This is a genomic window from Acinetobacter sp. 102 (assembly GCF_037028485.1).
GTDB classification, from domain to species: Bacteria; Pseudomonadota; Gammaproteobacteria; order Pseudomonadales; family Moraxellaceae; genus Acinetobacter; species Acinetobacter higginsii.
Genome location: NZ_JAZEZK010000003.1, coordinates 23,155 through 38,120 on the forward strand (window position 1 = coordinate 23,155; position 14,966 = coordinate 38,120).

Annotated in this window: 12 protein-coding genes, 1 tRNA gene and 1 riboswitch; of the genes, 6 read left to right on the top strand and 7 right to left on the bottom strand. The window is 41.5% G+C overall.

Features of this window, described 5'->3' with window-relative positions:
* Positions 1-3: 3 nt before the first annotated feature.
* The 5 genes from rodA to WA352_RS03720 all read right to left on the bottom strand — a co-directional run bounded on the left by rodA (position 4) and on the right by WA352_RS03720 (position 4,511).
* The gene (gene rodA / locus WA352_RS03700; RefSeq protein WP_004806385.1) at positions 4-1,146 is read right to left on the bottom strand and encodes a rod shape-determining protein RodA; all 1,143 of its coding nucleotides are present in this window, start codon (positions 1,144-1,146) and stop codon (positions 4-6) included.
* A 154-nt stretch (positions 1,147-1,300) separates the two neighbouring features.
* A complete protein-coding gene (locus tag WA352_RS03705; RefSeq protein WP_033132990.1) occupies positions 1,301-1,960 on the bottom strand; it encodes a hypothetical protein in 660 nt (219 codons plus the stop codon).
* Positions 1,961-1,993: 33 nt separating this feature from the next.
* Positions 1,994-2,809 carry an NADPH-dependent 7-cyano-7-deazaguanine reductase QueF gene (queF, locus tag WA352_RS03710; protein ID WP_033132989.1) on the bottom strand — a complete coding sequence of 272 codons (816 nt, stop codon included), beginning with the start codon at positions 2,807-2,809 and terminating at the stop codon, positions 1,994-1,996.
* Entirely contained in the window at positions 2,806-3,579 is a 774-nt protein-coding gene (locus WA352_RS03715) for an ABC transporter permease (RefSeq protein ID WP_033132988.1), read from the bottom strand. The genes queF and WA352_RS03715 overlap by 4 nt, the downstream gene beginning before the upstream one ends.
* The gene (locus WA352_RS03720; protein WP_004654024.1) at positions 3,576-4,511 is read right to left on the bottom strand and encodes an ABC transporter ATP-binding protein; all 936 of its coding nucleotides are present in this window, start codon (positions 4,509-4,511) and stop codon (positions 3,576-3,578) included. The genes WA352_RS03715 and WA352_RS03720 overlap by 4 nt, the downstream gene beginning before the upstream one ends.
* A 273-nt stretch (positions 4,512-4,784) precedes the next feature.
* Here WA352_RS03720 and WA352_RS03725 point away from each other — a divergent pair.
* Positions 4,785-4,860, top strand: a tRNA-Arg gene (locus WA352_RS03725).
* A 95-nt stretch (positions 4,861-4,955) separates the two neighbouring features.
* Here the strand turns inward: WA352_RS03725 and WA352_RS03730 are convergent.
* Both WA352_RS03730 and WA352_RS03735 read right to left on the bottom strand, forming a co-directional pair.
* A complete protein-coding gene (locus WA352_RS03730) occupies positions 4,956-5,543 on the bottom strand; it encodes a hypothetical protein (RefSeq protein WP_033132987.1) in 588 nt (195 codons plus the stop codon).
* 148 nt (positions 5,544-5,691) lie between these two features.
* Positions 5,692-6,375 carry a 3'-5' exonuclease gene (locus tag WA352_RS03735; RefSeq protein WP_033132986.1) on the bottom strand — a complete coding sequence of 228 codons (684 nt, stop codon included), beginning with the start codon at positions 6,373-6,375 and terminating at the stop codon, positions 5,692-5,694.
* Between the two features lie 242 nt (positions 6,376-6,617).
* Here WA352_RS03735 and WA352_RS03740 point away from each other — a divergent pair, with 242 nt between their 5' ends.
* The 5 genes from WA352_RS03740 to uca all read left to right on the top strand — a co-directional run bounded on the left by WA352_RS03740 (position 6,618) and on the right by uca (position 14,729).
* Positions 6,618-7,865 carry an alpha/beta hydrolase gene (locus WA352_RS03740; protein WP_033132985.1) on the top strand — a complete coding sequence of 416 codons (1,248 nt, stop codon included), beginning with the start codon at positions 6,618-6,620 and terminating at the stop codon, positions 7,863-7,865.
* Between the two features lie 243 nt (positions 7,866-8,108).
* The gene (gene glyA, locus WA352_RS03745) at positions 8,109-9,362 is read left to right on the top strand and encodes a serine hydroxymethyltransferase (protein WP_033132984.1); all 1,254 of its coding nucleotides are present in this window, start codon (positions 8,109-8,111) and stop codon (positions 9,360-9,362) included.
* A gap of 205 nt (positions 9,363-9,567) precedes the next feature.
* Positions 9,568-9,669: riboswitch (guanidine-I (ykkC/yxkD leader) on the top strand.
* Positions 9,670-9,715: 46 nt separating this feature from the next.
* A complete protein-coding gene (locus tag WA352_RS03750; RefSeq protein WP_033132983.1) occupies positions 9,716-10,453 on the top strand; it encodes an urea amidolyase associated protein UAAP1 in 738 nt (245 codons plus the stop codon).
* A gap of 16 nt (positions 10,454-10,469) precedes the next feature.
* Entirely contained in the window at positions 10,470-11,114 is a 645-nt protein-coding gene (locus tag WA352_RS03755; RefSeq protein ID WP_033132982.1) for an urea amidolyase associated protein UAAP2, read from the top strand.
* Positions 11,115-11,123: 9 nt separating this feature from the next.
* Entirely contained in the window at positions 11,124-14,729 is a 3,606-nt protein-coding gene (gene uca, locus WA352_RS03760) for an urea carboxylase (RefSeq protein WP_033132981.1), read from the top strand.
* Positions 14,730-14,966: the final 237 nt, after the last annotated feature.

A 14,966-nucleotide genomic window follows, 5' to 3' on the forward strand; every position in this document is an offset into this window, starting at 1 on the left:
TCATTATCGATGTGTATGAATAGACATAACCAGTCCAAAAGTTGACATAAGGGTAATAATTGCAGTTCCGCCATAACTCATGAACGGCAAAGGCACACCTACTACAGGTAAAATACCACTGACCATGCCTGCATTTACAAATACATAAACAAAAAATGACAAACCAAAGGCACCAGCAACCAAACGACCATAGTTATGAAAGCTTTGTAAGCCAATCTGGAATGTTCTAAAAATAATTGCACAATAGAGAAGAATCAGCAGTGTAACGCCAATCAAGCCAAATTCTTCTGAATAGGCGGCAATAATAAAGTCAGTATGACCTTCAGGTAAAAAGTGTAAGTGGGATTGAGTTCCCTCTAAAAAGCCTTTACCTGAAAAGCCACCAGAACCGATTGCAGTTTTAGACTGAATAATGTTCCAACCTGTACCTAGAGCATCGGCTTCTGGGTTAAATAAAGTCAAAACACGTTGGCGCTGATAGTCGTGTAGTAAAAATTCCCATGCGATCGGAATAATGACACCTGCTACACCCGCTGCACCTGCAATCAATTTCCATGATAAGCCACTGAGGAAAAGCACGAAAATCCCACTGGCGAGTACCAATAAGGAGGTGCCTAAGTCGGGTTGTTCAGCAATGAGGAGAAAAGGCACCACAATCAGCAATAAAGACAGAATGACTTGTGAGAAGCTTGGCGGCAGAGCTTTACGTGACAAGAACCACGCTACCATCATCGGCATACCAATTTTCATAAACTCACTGGGTTGCACGCTACCAAAGCCGGGGATGTCAATCCAACGCTGAGCACCCATACGAACTTCACCAAAAATCACCACTGCAAGCAGCGACAGCACTCCAAATACATAAAAGTAGGGAGAAAATGCTTGATACACTTTTGGTGGGATCTGAGCCAAACTAAACATGACCACGAAACCGATACCAAAGCTCATGGCTTGTTTACTTACAAGCCCAACGTCTTGTGCAGATGCACTATATAAGACCGTGAGCCCTAGTATGGCATTGAGAATCAGAAATAGACAAAGCCATGGGTCGATATGCAGTTGTTGCCAACGAGAAGGCTGATTGGCTGTGCTCAAGCCATCACGAGGTGCTTGACGTAAAAATTTGTATTGCGGGCTTGGAGACATGCGATTCTAAATCAGGTAAATCAACGCTTCGCGAATGCTAACATAAACGCTGATTTAGACAATGTAAATTTAGAAATTGTGACATTTATAAGAGATTAATTTGGCATAAAAAAAGCGACGATTTGGCAATCGTCGCTTTCTCAGCATTCTAGGCTTATTTTTGTACCAAAAGTTGGTCGAAGTGCTTGGTAAAGACTTCAAGTTCCACTTGGCTTAAGCTCGGAATCAGTTTTTTAATCACGATATGAACAGCAGTTTCTACGCCGCTGGTCGCAACGCTGGCAACGCCACGTTTCACCATACCTAGACCAAGAGTTTTGTTGAATTCAGTCATAAAGTGATGGATGAGGGCATCAGCAAAAGATTTAAACTGCTTTGTTAAAGCATCACGTTGCTCTTTACCGTTTCCAGCAGCAACTTCTGCAAAGCTTTTTTTCATGTCGTTGACAAGATTGTCTGGTAATACCGTACCGATACGTTGTTTACCCTCATTATCAATAAACAAGCTCTTTTCCATGAATGCTAATGATTCAAGCACTTGTTCATTTGAAGCTTTGCCTAGGAGCTGCTTCATCAAGGTTTCAACAATGCCGCGAATTTTAATCGCAAGACCTTCAGTCGTATCACGTTTGTCACTTGGTGGAAATTGTTGAACCAAGTGAACCAACATAGTGTCAATTAACTCATCAGTTAGCTGTAGAGAAATTTTGTCGCGTAAAGGGTATTGAGGCTCTTTACTGTCACGGTTGGCTTGTGCAAGTTGAATGTCCTGACTCAAACTTGCTGACGGAAGAATCCCGAAATAACTGGTCATTGAAGAACGTCCTCTATATCAAATTTATTCGTTTTATTGTCGTGCCAAGCGAATTGGCTCGGGCATCCATGACAAATCTGATACTCGGCATGGGTTAATATCCAAGCCCCCACGGCGAGTATAAGTTGCATAGACCATCAGTTTTTCTGGTTTTAACAGTTGCCAAATATCCGCAAATATTTGCTCAACACATTGTTCATGGAAACCATTATGCTGACGGTACGAGATAATATAAGCTAAAATGCTGCGATAACAAGGCTTTTTACCTTGCAAACGAATAAAAACAGTGCCCCAGTCGGGCTGACCCGTCACTGGACAATTGCTTCTCAATAAATGTGAATACAACTCGATTTCAACCTCATCTTCAGCGCTTGTATCTAACTGCAACAAAGTCGAATCAGGATGTTCTGATAAACGCTCAGGAATGAGATCGTCAATACAGATCCCTTGAGGTTTAGAAATCGCTAAATCATCAACTTGAAACAGTTGCAGCTCGACTTTAGCACCCGCAGCATTAGATAAATCACCTTCAACGGTTTCAATAAAGGCTTGCTGAGACTCAAATTGGGTGAAGTTCATGCTGTTGAAATAAAGTTTAAGCGACTTTGATTCAATTAAATTGGGTGAATGGGCTGGTAATGTCAAACGGCCAATCGCAACTTGTGGTAAGCCAAGTTGGTTCAACCATGAAATTTCAAAAACATGCCACCAGTCTTTACCCTGCGTAATTCCGTCAACATGTAAATATTGCTGACGTGACTCGGCACGAGCAATCGGAAATAAAACATCGGGTTGATATTGAGTTGGGTATTGGGTGTCTTTACCCAATAAAGAATGTTCAACACTCATTCACGCATTCCTGAACCACGAGCTAATAAATGATAGGCAACTGCATAGAGGACAACACAGCACAACGTCACGATGCCTAAAGAGAAAGATACATTGACATCGCTATGACCCAAGATACCGTAACGGAATGCATTGACCATATATACAATTGGATTAACTAAAGAGACGTTTTGCCAAAATGGGCTGAGTGCACTAATGGCATAGAACACACCACCTAAATAGGTGAGTGGTGTCAATACGAAAGTCGGGATAATTGAAATATCATCGAAGGACTTGGCATAAACCGCATTGATAAAACCGCCCAGTGAAAATAATAATGAAGTAATGATGACGGTATATATAGTCACAAATACATTATAAATTTCTAGATGAGTAAAGAATAGGCTCATTATCGTGACGATCAAACCAACCAATACACCACGGCTAACACCACCAATCACATAACCCCATAAGATTAAGTGTAAGGGTACTGGGCTCATGATCAGTTCTTCAATACTTTTCTGGAATTTGGCACTAAAGAAGCTTGAGGAAACGTTAGCATAGCTGTTGGTGATCACGGCCATCATAATTAAGCCAGGCACAATAAACTGCATGTAGCTAAAGCCACCCATTTCACCAATACGTGAACCCACCAAGTTGCCAAAAATTACGAAGTACAAACTCATGGTAATTGCTGGTGGAAGTAAGGTTTGTGGCCAAATTCGCATAAAGCGACGAATTTCTTTAACCACTAAAGTCCAGAGTGCGGTTTGTAATTGACTGAAATTCATTGATCCGCTCCTGCAAGATTTTTCTCGACCATTTTCACGAACAATTCTTCCAAGCGATTCGATTTATTCCGCATACTGCTGACTTGGATATTCTGTGACTGTAATAACAAGAACAGATCATTCATGCTATGCGCTTTGTCCATCGTTACTTCTAAGGTGACGGGGTCAATTAAATTGAATTTAAAACCAATAATATTGAGATCAAATCCATTGATCGGCTCAGCTAAATCAAAAATGAATGATTCTTCATTCAGCTGATTGAGGAAACCTTTCATCGAGGTATCTTCTTTAATCACACCGCGGTCAATGATTGCGATGCGACGGCACAGCATTTCTGCTTCTTCTAAATAGTGTGTTGTGAGAATGATGGATGTGCCATTTTCATTCATTTCGGTGAGGAAGTCCCACATCGAACGACGCAACTCAATATCAACGCCAGCTGTCGGTTCATCGAGGATCAGCAGTTTAGGTTCATGCATCATCGCACGTGCAATCATCAAACGGCGTTTCATACCACCAGAGAGCATACGCGATTGAATATTACGTTTTTCCCATAAACCGAGCTTTTCTAAATAATGTTCAGCACGTTGTTCGGCCAATTTCTTCGGAATGCCGTAATAACCCGCTTGGGTCACTAAAATATCGAAAGTTTTTTCGAATTGACCAAAGTTAAATTCTTGAGGAACAACGCCAAGACATTGTTTTGCATGTGAGGGATGGGTATCTAAGTTATGCCCAAAAATCTCAACTGAACCAGATGTTTTTTTGGTTAAAGAGCTGATGATACCAATCGTTGTCGATTTTCCTGCACCATTAGGTCCTAATAATGCATAGAATTCACCTTCAGGTACGGTAAGGTCGATCCCTTTTAACGCCTGAAAACCATTACGATAAGTTTTGGACAAACCGCTCAACACCAAAGCATCAGTCATAAACGTCTCACGTTGTTAAATAGAACGGGTATTTTGAGCGATATGAAAAAATAAACCAAGTAGAAAAATAGGTTTATGGCGTGTTAAAAACAGAACGTTGTCTGTTGGGCTTGATTCAAGCGTAAGGAGATCGGTTTTTGTTAAATTAAACTGTTTAAAAGTAATTAGATAATTCTATAAGACCAAAATCGTTGTTTTAATAGGCAATAAACATTTTTGTTTAAGGCTATGTATTTACCAATATGCTTTTTTTGCCTATGATGTGGCTCGCATGCGCTCATAGCTCAACTGGATAGAGTACAGGTCTCCGAAGCCTGTGGCGTGGGTTCGAGTCCCGCTGAGCGCACCAAAATTATTAATTTCTTACATAATATAATAAGCATCGTCTCTCTAAATGAGCTTTTAGAGGATTGCGATTGGCTCAAATTCTTTCTTTTCACTTCTCTATAAATGTTGCACTGAATAATTGATCAACTTTAACGTTTGATTCAGTTGAGCCGGTGGAATGCGTGATTCTTGCAAGGACGTAATCCATTGCATTTGGCAGGCCTTCAGTTGTTGTAAAGAACTAATCGACTGAATTTTTTGTATCAATGGACGCGCCATCAAACCACAATAGGTCGTGAGTGTTTGAATCATGACTTGCTGGATTTCAACAAAAGGTAATTTTTCTAACTCAAGAATTTCAGGTTCGATTTCAGGTTTTAGTTCAACTTCAATCGGTTTTGGTGCGATTGCGATTGTTTCTTGTGTTGTAACGGGCTCTGATGGTGTTTTGAGATCATTAACTTTTAATTCTGACGCTACATTTTCTTTTTGAACAATAGGTGTTGTTTGTTCAGCCAGTAGGCCCATATCAATCAGTTGTTGAACCAGTTCAGTCGGTGCAATCCTTTCCTTATAGTCTTGATCCAGTTCTTTAAAATCTTCATGATCAATTAAAAGTAGTAGACGACGTTGACGTGCAGTCAATGCAATACTACGTTCTTGTAGTGCAGTTTGCCCAAGCTCTGTTTTAAAAAAATGTGACATCTCTTAATCTCCCCAAATCAAGATCTAGACGGAGATTAAGATAAGGTTAAAAAATGACAATAATGTTAACAATTTATTAAATATCATTGTCTTGTTTAAAGTAACTGGCAAATAAGATAAAAATTGAGAACTTTATCCTTTATTTCACTCATTTAGTTTCTAATGCTTTGCGCAAATATGGGTCAAGATCATCCTGACGTATTAACCATTGAATGTAATCAGCAGGGAGGTCTTGAATGGCAGTGCCTTTATGTTTACCAAAGGTAATGCTTTTAGGAATACGGGCGTCTTCAGAAGCAAGATAAAGTTGTTCAATATTTTGAATGTTAAGCTGATGAATAATATGCATCAGAATGTTGGCGGTTAAGATAATGTCTGCATCAGCTCGATGTGCACCTTTCAACATTTCCCGTGCTTTATCACTGCCTTTTGAGATCAAATAAATCAAGGCGGAAATGTTATGTGCCTCTGCATCTTCCCATACGCGACGAGCTAAGGCCAAGGTACAAATTGGTTTTAATTTTGAGGTATCAACGCCACAACGTGCAATAGCTGCAATATCATAATCAACGTTGTGACCAATGATATAAGTTGTTTGAGCAGGAAGTTGAAATTCATTATAAAAAGGTTGGTCTACGAGATCAGATTCTAAAATATGATGTACCGCCATCGCAGCAAATGAAATGGGCTGGCCAACTTGATAAAGCTGATCAAAAATTTGTTTTTTATCGAGACTGAGTTTGCCATTTTCAATTTCAATCGGGGCATAGGCAATTTCAATCGGCAAACCATTCAGTGTATGTGTTTCAGTATCTAAGATGATTGCTTGCATAAAACTAACCTAGCTTGAGTTGAGTGTGCGAATATCTTACAAGAAATTCATAGTCAGCAGTGCTGAATGAAGGGGATGCGATTTAATTTTCTAGTTATCAAAAAGAGTTTGAATAAATAAACAGCAAAATAAAAAAATACTTGAACAATTTGATATTAAGCGCATCCTTATGGAAGTAATTGCCTTAGTAAAAGAAATACTAAGCACTAAAATGAAAACGATAATAATCAGGGAAACATGACATGAACATGAAATTATTAACGGTTGCACTGCTGAGCTCAAGTGTGTTGCTTACAGCTTGTAATGATGATGACGACAATATTTCGTTTGTACCGAAGCCAGAAATTCCAGAAAATAATATTAAAAATCCTGTGGTGGGTATTCCTGTCGCTTATACCAAAACAGATTTTAGCGCTGTGGCTGCTGAAAGTTCGGTCATGACGTATAAAATGCTAGGACAAAATGGTAAAGAGACCATGGCAACCAGTTTATTGTTTGTCCCTGGTGGACCAACGCCAGCAGGTGGCTGGAAAATTGTTGCTTGGGCGCATGGTACAACAGGGGTTGCAGATCAATGTGCACCGAGTCGTAATGCGACTAATCCTGCTATTAAAGATATGATTAGCCAATTTCTGGCAGCAGGTTATGTGGTGGTTGCACCTGACTATGAGGGTTTAGGAGAGCCAAGTGGTCGCGAACTTCATCCTTTCTTGAATGTTAAAAGTGAGGCATATTCAATTACCGATGCGGTGGTTGCTGCACGCTATTATTTAGCAGGGCAAGGTAAACTGCTTTCACGTCAATGGATGACCGTTGGGCACTCTCAAGGTGGGCAAGCCGCATTAGGTGCAGCACAATATCAAAGTCGTGCTAAGCTTGACTATAAAGGGACAATTGCTGTTGCACCTGCCTCAAATTTAGCTGCGATTTTAGTCAATGGTAATGCGTCAGTTGAGAATGCACCTTTAGCGCAAAAAATTGCGATGTACGCACAGTTAGATACATATACTGCATTGATCACAGCTGGGCTTAGAAATAGTGCGCCTGCTTTAACTTATCGAGATGTATTTAAAGTTCCTACAGATGATGTGGCAAGTAAAGCTGAAAGCTTATGCGCTAGTGGCGACAAAAGTTTAGGGCAGGCTTTTGTCCAAAGTATGGGGATTTATGCTGCAAGCCATAATAATAGTCTAGATGGTTACCCGCGAACTCAAACTAACTTTATGGGTATTCCTGTGATAAAAACATTCTTGGATACAGATTCCCAGCCAGCTCAAGTGAAGTTGAATCAACCTGTCACTATTTATCAGGGCGACAAAGATACAACTGTTCCTAAAGCTGTAACGGATGTGTTGGTCACAACTGCTCAAAATAAAGGATCAAAAATCCAATATATTACCAATGCAGAGTGGGACCATAGTACTGCCTATGAGGCGAATATTGTGAATATTGTGGATGATGTAAAAACGAAAATGCCTGCCAATAATTAAGAGACCAGAGGAGCCCGATTTTCCCTTTTGAGAAGATTGGGCTTTTTCAATTTTAGCCTCTAATATATAAAAATGTATAAAAAATAGCTTGTTGATTTTGGCTTATCAAAACCACTGCTAGGAATGAATAAAATTCACGAATAATTAAATAAATATCAATCTGTGAAACCATAAACTTCGTGCTACAATATGCACCAATCTTTAGCACGGCTTAAAAGCCCTAATATATAGGACCCTCCGCTAATGTTTGCCAATATTTCTATTGCTGAATTTGATCCAGAATTAGCTCAAGCGATTGCTTCTGAAGGCGTACGCCAAGAAGCGCATATTGAGTTAATCGCATCTGAAAACTATTGCTCACCAGCTGTAATGGAAGCACAGGGATCAAAACTTACGAATAAATATGCAGAAGGCTATCCTGGCAAACGCTACTACGGCGGTTGTGAATATGTGGATGTGATTGAACAACTTGCGATTGATCGCGCTAAAGAGTTGTTTGGTGCAGACTATGCAAACGTTCAACCACATGCGGGTTCACAAGCAAACTCTGCGGTTTACCTCGCGCTTCTTAACCCAGGTGATACCGTTCTTGGTATGAGCTTGGCTCACGGTGGTCACTTGACTCACGGTGCTAAAGTAAGCTTCTCTGGTAAAACCTATAACGCGGTTCAGTATGGTTTAAATACTGAAACTGGCGAAATTGATTATGAAGAAGTAGAACGTCTAGCGTTGGAACATAAGCCACGCATGATCGTTGCTGGTTTCTCTGCATATAGTCAAATCGTTGATTGGCAGCGTTTCCGTGACATCGCAGACAAAGTAGGTGCATACCTTTTTGTTGATATGGCGCATGTTGCAGGTTTAGTTGCTGCTGGTGTTTATCCTAACCCAGTTCAAATTGCAGACGTTACTACAACAACGACGCATAAAACACTTCGTGGTCCACGTTCTGGTTTAATCCTTGCGAAAGCAAATGAAGAAATCGAAAAGAAACTTCAATCTGCTGTATTCCCAGGCAACCAAGGTGGTCCTTTGATGCATGCGATTGCCGCTAAAGCAATCTGCTTCAAAGAAGCAATGTCTGATGAGTTTAAAACTTACCAACAACAAGTTGTGAAAAACGCGCAAGCAATGGCTGAAGTATTAATTTCACGTGGTTTTGATGTTGTTTCTGGTGGCACAGAAAACCATTTATTCTTATTGTCTTTGATTAAACAAGACGTAACGGGTAAAGAAGTTGATGCTTGGTTAGGTGATGCTCACATTACCGTAAACAAAAACGCAGTTCCAAATGACCCGCGTTCTCCGTTCGTGACTTCTGGTATCCGTATTGGTACGCCAGCAGTGACGACTCGTGGTTTTGGCGAAGCTGAAGTACGTGAACTTGCAGCTTGGATCGCTGACGTGATCGACAGCAAAGGTGACGAGAAAGTTATCGCTGACGTAAAAGCTAAAGTTGAAGCTGTTTGTGCAAAATTCCCAGTATATGCAAACTAATTTGTATATCTAAAAAAGCGCCGTAAGGCGCTTTTTTTATGGATAAAGAAAACCTAAAAGTATCAATCATTCCAATTTCACAGCATCAAATTGGTGCTTTCTTTTTAAAAGCGCACCTAGAATAATCTAAAAATGATCATTTTAGTATTACGAATATGGAAAATCGTATTACCAAACTGGCATGTCTTTTGCTTCATACAATACAGATAAAGTTGTCTAGGGTTCCGATGTGTCCGTAGGGAGACATGACTGGTCCGAGAGATAACGGTTCGATAGAACTACACGGAGGGATAAAAGCCCGGGAGGACAGGCATATCGCCATAACGAGGTTAAGCATCCGCAAGAGGTTTGTTATGAATCAATCGTTCTATCACGACAATAAAATACTGTGGGAAGAAACACTACCGGGTGGGCATCACTGGTCTGATCGCATTCAACGTGGCGCAGTTTTGCAGTTTGAAGCACTGGAACATCGTGCCAATGTGTCTTTGTTCTGTGTCAATGCCGATGACAAGTTGGAGCGCTTTAATATGCCGGATAGTTTGAAAGCACAACATACGGCTTTTCTCTCGACAGGGCATGTTCTGTATTCTGATCTGGGTCGTGTGATGGCCTCCATTGTTCAAGATCAACATGGCTGGAATGATGTGTTTTGTGGTCCGAGTACGGCACAGCATATTGCACAACATTTTGGTCAGAAAAACTTTCAGGATGCGCGTAATGACATGCATCAAAATGGTCTAGATAGTTTATTGGTGGAATTGACCAAGTTTGGTCTAGGCCAAGCGGATTTGAGTGCGACGGTAAATTTATTTTCAAAAGTCCAGCCTGATGATCATGGTCGATTAAGCTACATCACAGACGATAATCAAAATCAAAAGATTGAACTGCGTTTTGAAATGGATTGTTTGGTGTTTCTTTCTGCGGCACCGCATCCACTCGACTCATCCACACCTTATCAGCCCTCCGATATCCAACTTCGCCTATTCAAAGCCAATACCTTAACTGAACAGGACGTTTGTCGGGATTCATGCACGCAAAATCAGCGTGGTTTTGCCAATAACACACGCTATTACGCATTGTCGAATTAAGGTGGGGAGCGAGAAAATGACAGCATCTGCAAAAATTGAACAGATTGTTTTAGATGAGATTTGCCTTGCAGGCGAAGCGTGGATGGGGGAGGTTAAACAAGGTCAGTACTTCCGCATTATTGATCTGGAAGGCAACCAAGCCGTTGATACCTTATTTATCAGTGCCAACAATGCCGAAGAGCGTTATAGCGCAACAGATACTTTGGCGCAAAATCAGCAGCTTTATCTGGAAAAAGGCACAACCTTATTTAGTAATTTTGCCCGTCCTATTGCCAGCATTGTCGATGACAATTGCGGCAGACATGACACCTTAGGCGGCGCGTGTTCATGTGAAAGCAATACGGTACGTTATGCACACGATAAATATCCGATGCACAGTTGCCGTAATAATTTTATGTACGCCTTGGCACAGCACCCAATTGCCAAAAAGCATCAGCTCAATGTCCGTCATATTGGACCCAATATTAACTTTTTTATGAATGTACCTGTGACCGCTGAAGGCCACTTAAAGTTTGAAGATGGGGTGTCTGCACCGGGTAAATATGTCGAGATCAAAGCGGAAATGGATCTGATCATTCTGATTTCGAATTGTCCGCAATTGAATAATCCTTGTAATGCCTATAACCCGACCAAAATTCAACTTGTTATACGTGACACGTGAGGTGACATAATGTTTAAAAAAGTACTCATTGCCAATCGTGGTGCGATTGCCTGTCGTGTCATTCGTAGTTTAAAGAAACTTGGGATTCAATCTGTTGCGGTTTATTCCGAAGCGGATCGGGATTCCTTACACGTCAGTTTAGCTGATGAAGCGATTTTTATTGGTGATTCAGCTGCACAGCAAAGCTATCTTAATATTGAAAAAATTCTGGCTGCAGCACAGCATACTGGGGCCGAAGCGATTCATCCTGGTTATGGTTTTTTATCGGAAAATGCCGCATTTTGTGATTTGTGCGAGCAACAAGGTATCGAATTTATTGGTCCGACTTCACAGCAAATGCGTGATTTTGGTCTAAAACATACTGCACGTGAATTGGCAATTCAAAACAATGTACCCTTACTCCCAGGCAGTCAGTTGCTTATCGACTTGGCTGATGCCGTGTTTCAGGCCGATCAGATTGGCTATCCCGTGATGCTGAAAAGCACCGCAGGCGGTGGCGGTATCGGGATGCGTTTGGTATGGAATGCGCAGGAATTAAAAGAAGCCTATCAAACTGTTTCTTATCTGGCACAAGCCAATTTTAAAGATGCAGGGCTGTATCTGGAAAAGTTTGTCGAAAATGCGCGTCATATTGAGGTACAAATTTTCGGTGATGGTCAGGGTCATGTCATTGCACTTGGTGAGCGTGATTGTTCCGTACAACGCCGTAATCAAAAGGTGATTGAGGAAACACCTGCACCGCATTTGAATGATGAGCAACGTACTTATATTCAAAAAGTTGCGATTCAATTGATGCAGTCGGTGCAATATCGTTCCGCGGGTACGGTGGAATTTGTGATGGATACCGATACACAACAGTTCTACTTTTTAGAAGTGAATACACGTTTGCAAGTGGAACATGGGGTGACGGAACAGGTTTATGACGTTGATCTGGTTGAATGGATGGTGAATTTGGCCAGTGGGGATTGGCAAGCACCGCAACAGATTGCGCCACCCAAAGGTCATTCGATTCAAGTGCGTTTATATGCCGAAGATCCGATTAAGAACTTTCAACCTAGCGCAGGCTTATTGACCAGTGTCAAATTTGACCCTCAATCACGGGTGGAAACCTGGGTGGAAACAGGCTCAAATGTTTCTTCATTCTATGACCCGATGATTGCAAAAATTATTGTCACGGCGACAGATCGCGAGCAGGCGATTGCTGCCATGCAAAATAGCCTAAGCAATACGGAAATTGCAGGGATTGAAACCAATCTCGAATACTTACAGGAAATCATTGCAGGAGAGGTGTTTCAGCAAGGCATACAGACCACGCGTTTCTTGAATCATTTTGAATGGAAAACCCAAAAAATAGAGGTGTTACAGGCAGGGATTCAAACTGCAGTGCAAGATGTAACAGGTCGCTTGGGCTATTGGGACGTCGGTGTTCCGCCTTCAGGCGCAATGGATGCATTGAGTCTGAATGTTGCCAATCAATTGTTGGGCAATACATTTAACAGTTCGGGACTAGAATGTACCTTGCTTGGACCGACTTTAAAATTTCATTGTGACACTCAGATTGCCATTACAGGCGGCGAGATGGAAGTCAGTTTGGATGGCCAACCGGTTGCGATGTGGTCAACGATCAATGTGCGTAAAGGGCAGGTGTTAAAATGTGGTCGTATCAGTACAGGTTGTCGCAGTTATATTGGGATTAAACATGGATTTAATCTGCCTGCTTATTTAGGCAGTTTAGCCACATTTACCTTAGGGCAATTTGGTGGTCATGCAGGGCGTAACTTATTGATTGGTGATATGTTGCCAATCACTGAGGCGAAAACCGAGCAAACAGTTGTATTAAAGCCTGAACAAATCCCTAGTTTTAAAACTGAATGGGAAATTGCGGTCATGTATGGCCCGCATGGTGCACCTGATTTCTTTACGCCAAATGATGTTGCCATGTTTTTTGATCAAGACTGGGAGATTCATTTTAATTCGAGTCGTACTGGTATTCGCTTGATTGGACCGAAGCCTAAATGGGCACGGATTGATGGAGGTGAGGCTGGTCTACATCCGTCGAATATCCATGACAATGCCTATGCGATTGGTGCAATTGATTTCACTGGAGATATGCCGATTATTTTAGGGCCAGATGGTCCGAGTTTAGGCGGTTTCGTTTGTCCTGCGGTGGTGATTAACTCAGAGTTGTGGAAGTTGGGGCAACTGAAAGTAGGCGATAAAGTCAGATTTATTCCTGTCAGCTATACACAGGCGCAACAGCTAGAACAACGCTATCAATCGGCTTTACAGGATGAAACGATATCGCAGGTTAATTTTTCACCTGTATTCAAAGCTGAGCCTGTTACTTTAAAAAATGCGGTGTTGGCGACTTTGGATCAGGGCGCTGATAAACCCAAAGTGAGCTATCGCCCTGCAGGTAACCAATATCTGCTGGTGGAATATGGTGAACTGGTCTTGGATCTTAATTTACGTTTCCGTATTCATGCCCTGATGCAATGGGTACAGCAACAAAATATTCAGGGCATCATTGATCTGACGCCGGGCATTCGTTCATTACAAATTCATTTTGATTCGACAGTCTTAGAGCAACTGGATTTACTCCGCTTGTTACAGGTCGCTGAAAGTGAATTACCTGATATTGAAAATATGCAGGTACCGTCTAGAACTGTGTATTTGCCGTTAGCTTGGGAAGATTCACAAACGCAGCTTGCAACCGAAAAATATACCCAATTGGTTCGTCCAGATGCACCGTGGTGCCCAGATAATATCGAGTTCATTCGCCGTATTAACGGTCTTGCATCTAAGCAAGCAGTAAAAGATGTGGTCTATGACACGGCTTATTTAGTGATGGGTTTGGGAGATGTCTATCTGGGTGCACCTGTTGCCACACCGCTAGACCCGAGACATCGTTTAGTCACCACCAAATATAATCCTGCTCGAACATGGACGCCTGAAAATGCGGTCGGAATTGGCGGCGCCTATATGTGTGTTTATGGCATGGAAGGGCCAGGTGGCTATCAGTTTGTTGGACGTACCACACAGGTGTGGAGCCGTTATCGTCAAAATCCGAATTTTGAACCGCACAAGCCGTGGTTGCTTAGATTCTTTGACCAGATCCGTTTCTATGAAGTGTCCGAATCTGAGCTGTTGGAAATGCGTGAAGACTTTAAAGCAGGACGTTTGCAATTACGGATTGAAGAGGGGGTGCTGAATCTCAAAGACTACAATGCTTTTCTAAAAGACAATGAAAGCAGTATTCAGGCTTTTAAACAGGTTCAACAAAGTAATTTTGAAGAAGAACGCCGTCGCTGGCACGAAGCAGGCTTGGCTGAATATGTTTCCGAAAACATGGATGTAGTACTGGATGATTCAGAAATAATTGTTCCGAGTGGTGGCATGATCGTGGAGTCACATATGCCAGGCTCAGTCTGGAAAATTGAATGTACCGTGGGGGATATTATCGAAGAAGGTGAAACCTTGGCGGTAATTGAAGCAATGAAAATTGAAATCCCAATCCTGGCGCCTGCAAAAATGAAAGTTGACAGTATCTTGATTGATAAAGCACAAACGGTAAAAACAGGACAGGCATTATTCACGCTTGCACCTGCCGTATAGCGATTAAATTCATGATGCAGAAAAGGCCCTATGATGAAACATAGGGCTTTTTTTATGTGCATTTATTCAGCAATGCACACGTTTTTTTCTACTTTATTTGGCTAAAAAACTGGCATAGATACTGCATTAAATATTACGAATTATAAATTTGGTATTACTAAGGCTGAGGTGGTTATGAAAACGCAATCAATCCTAATTCAGTATTTCAAAGTTGCAGCGCGCTGTTTTGCCAATTTA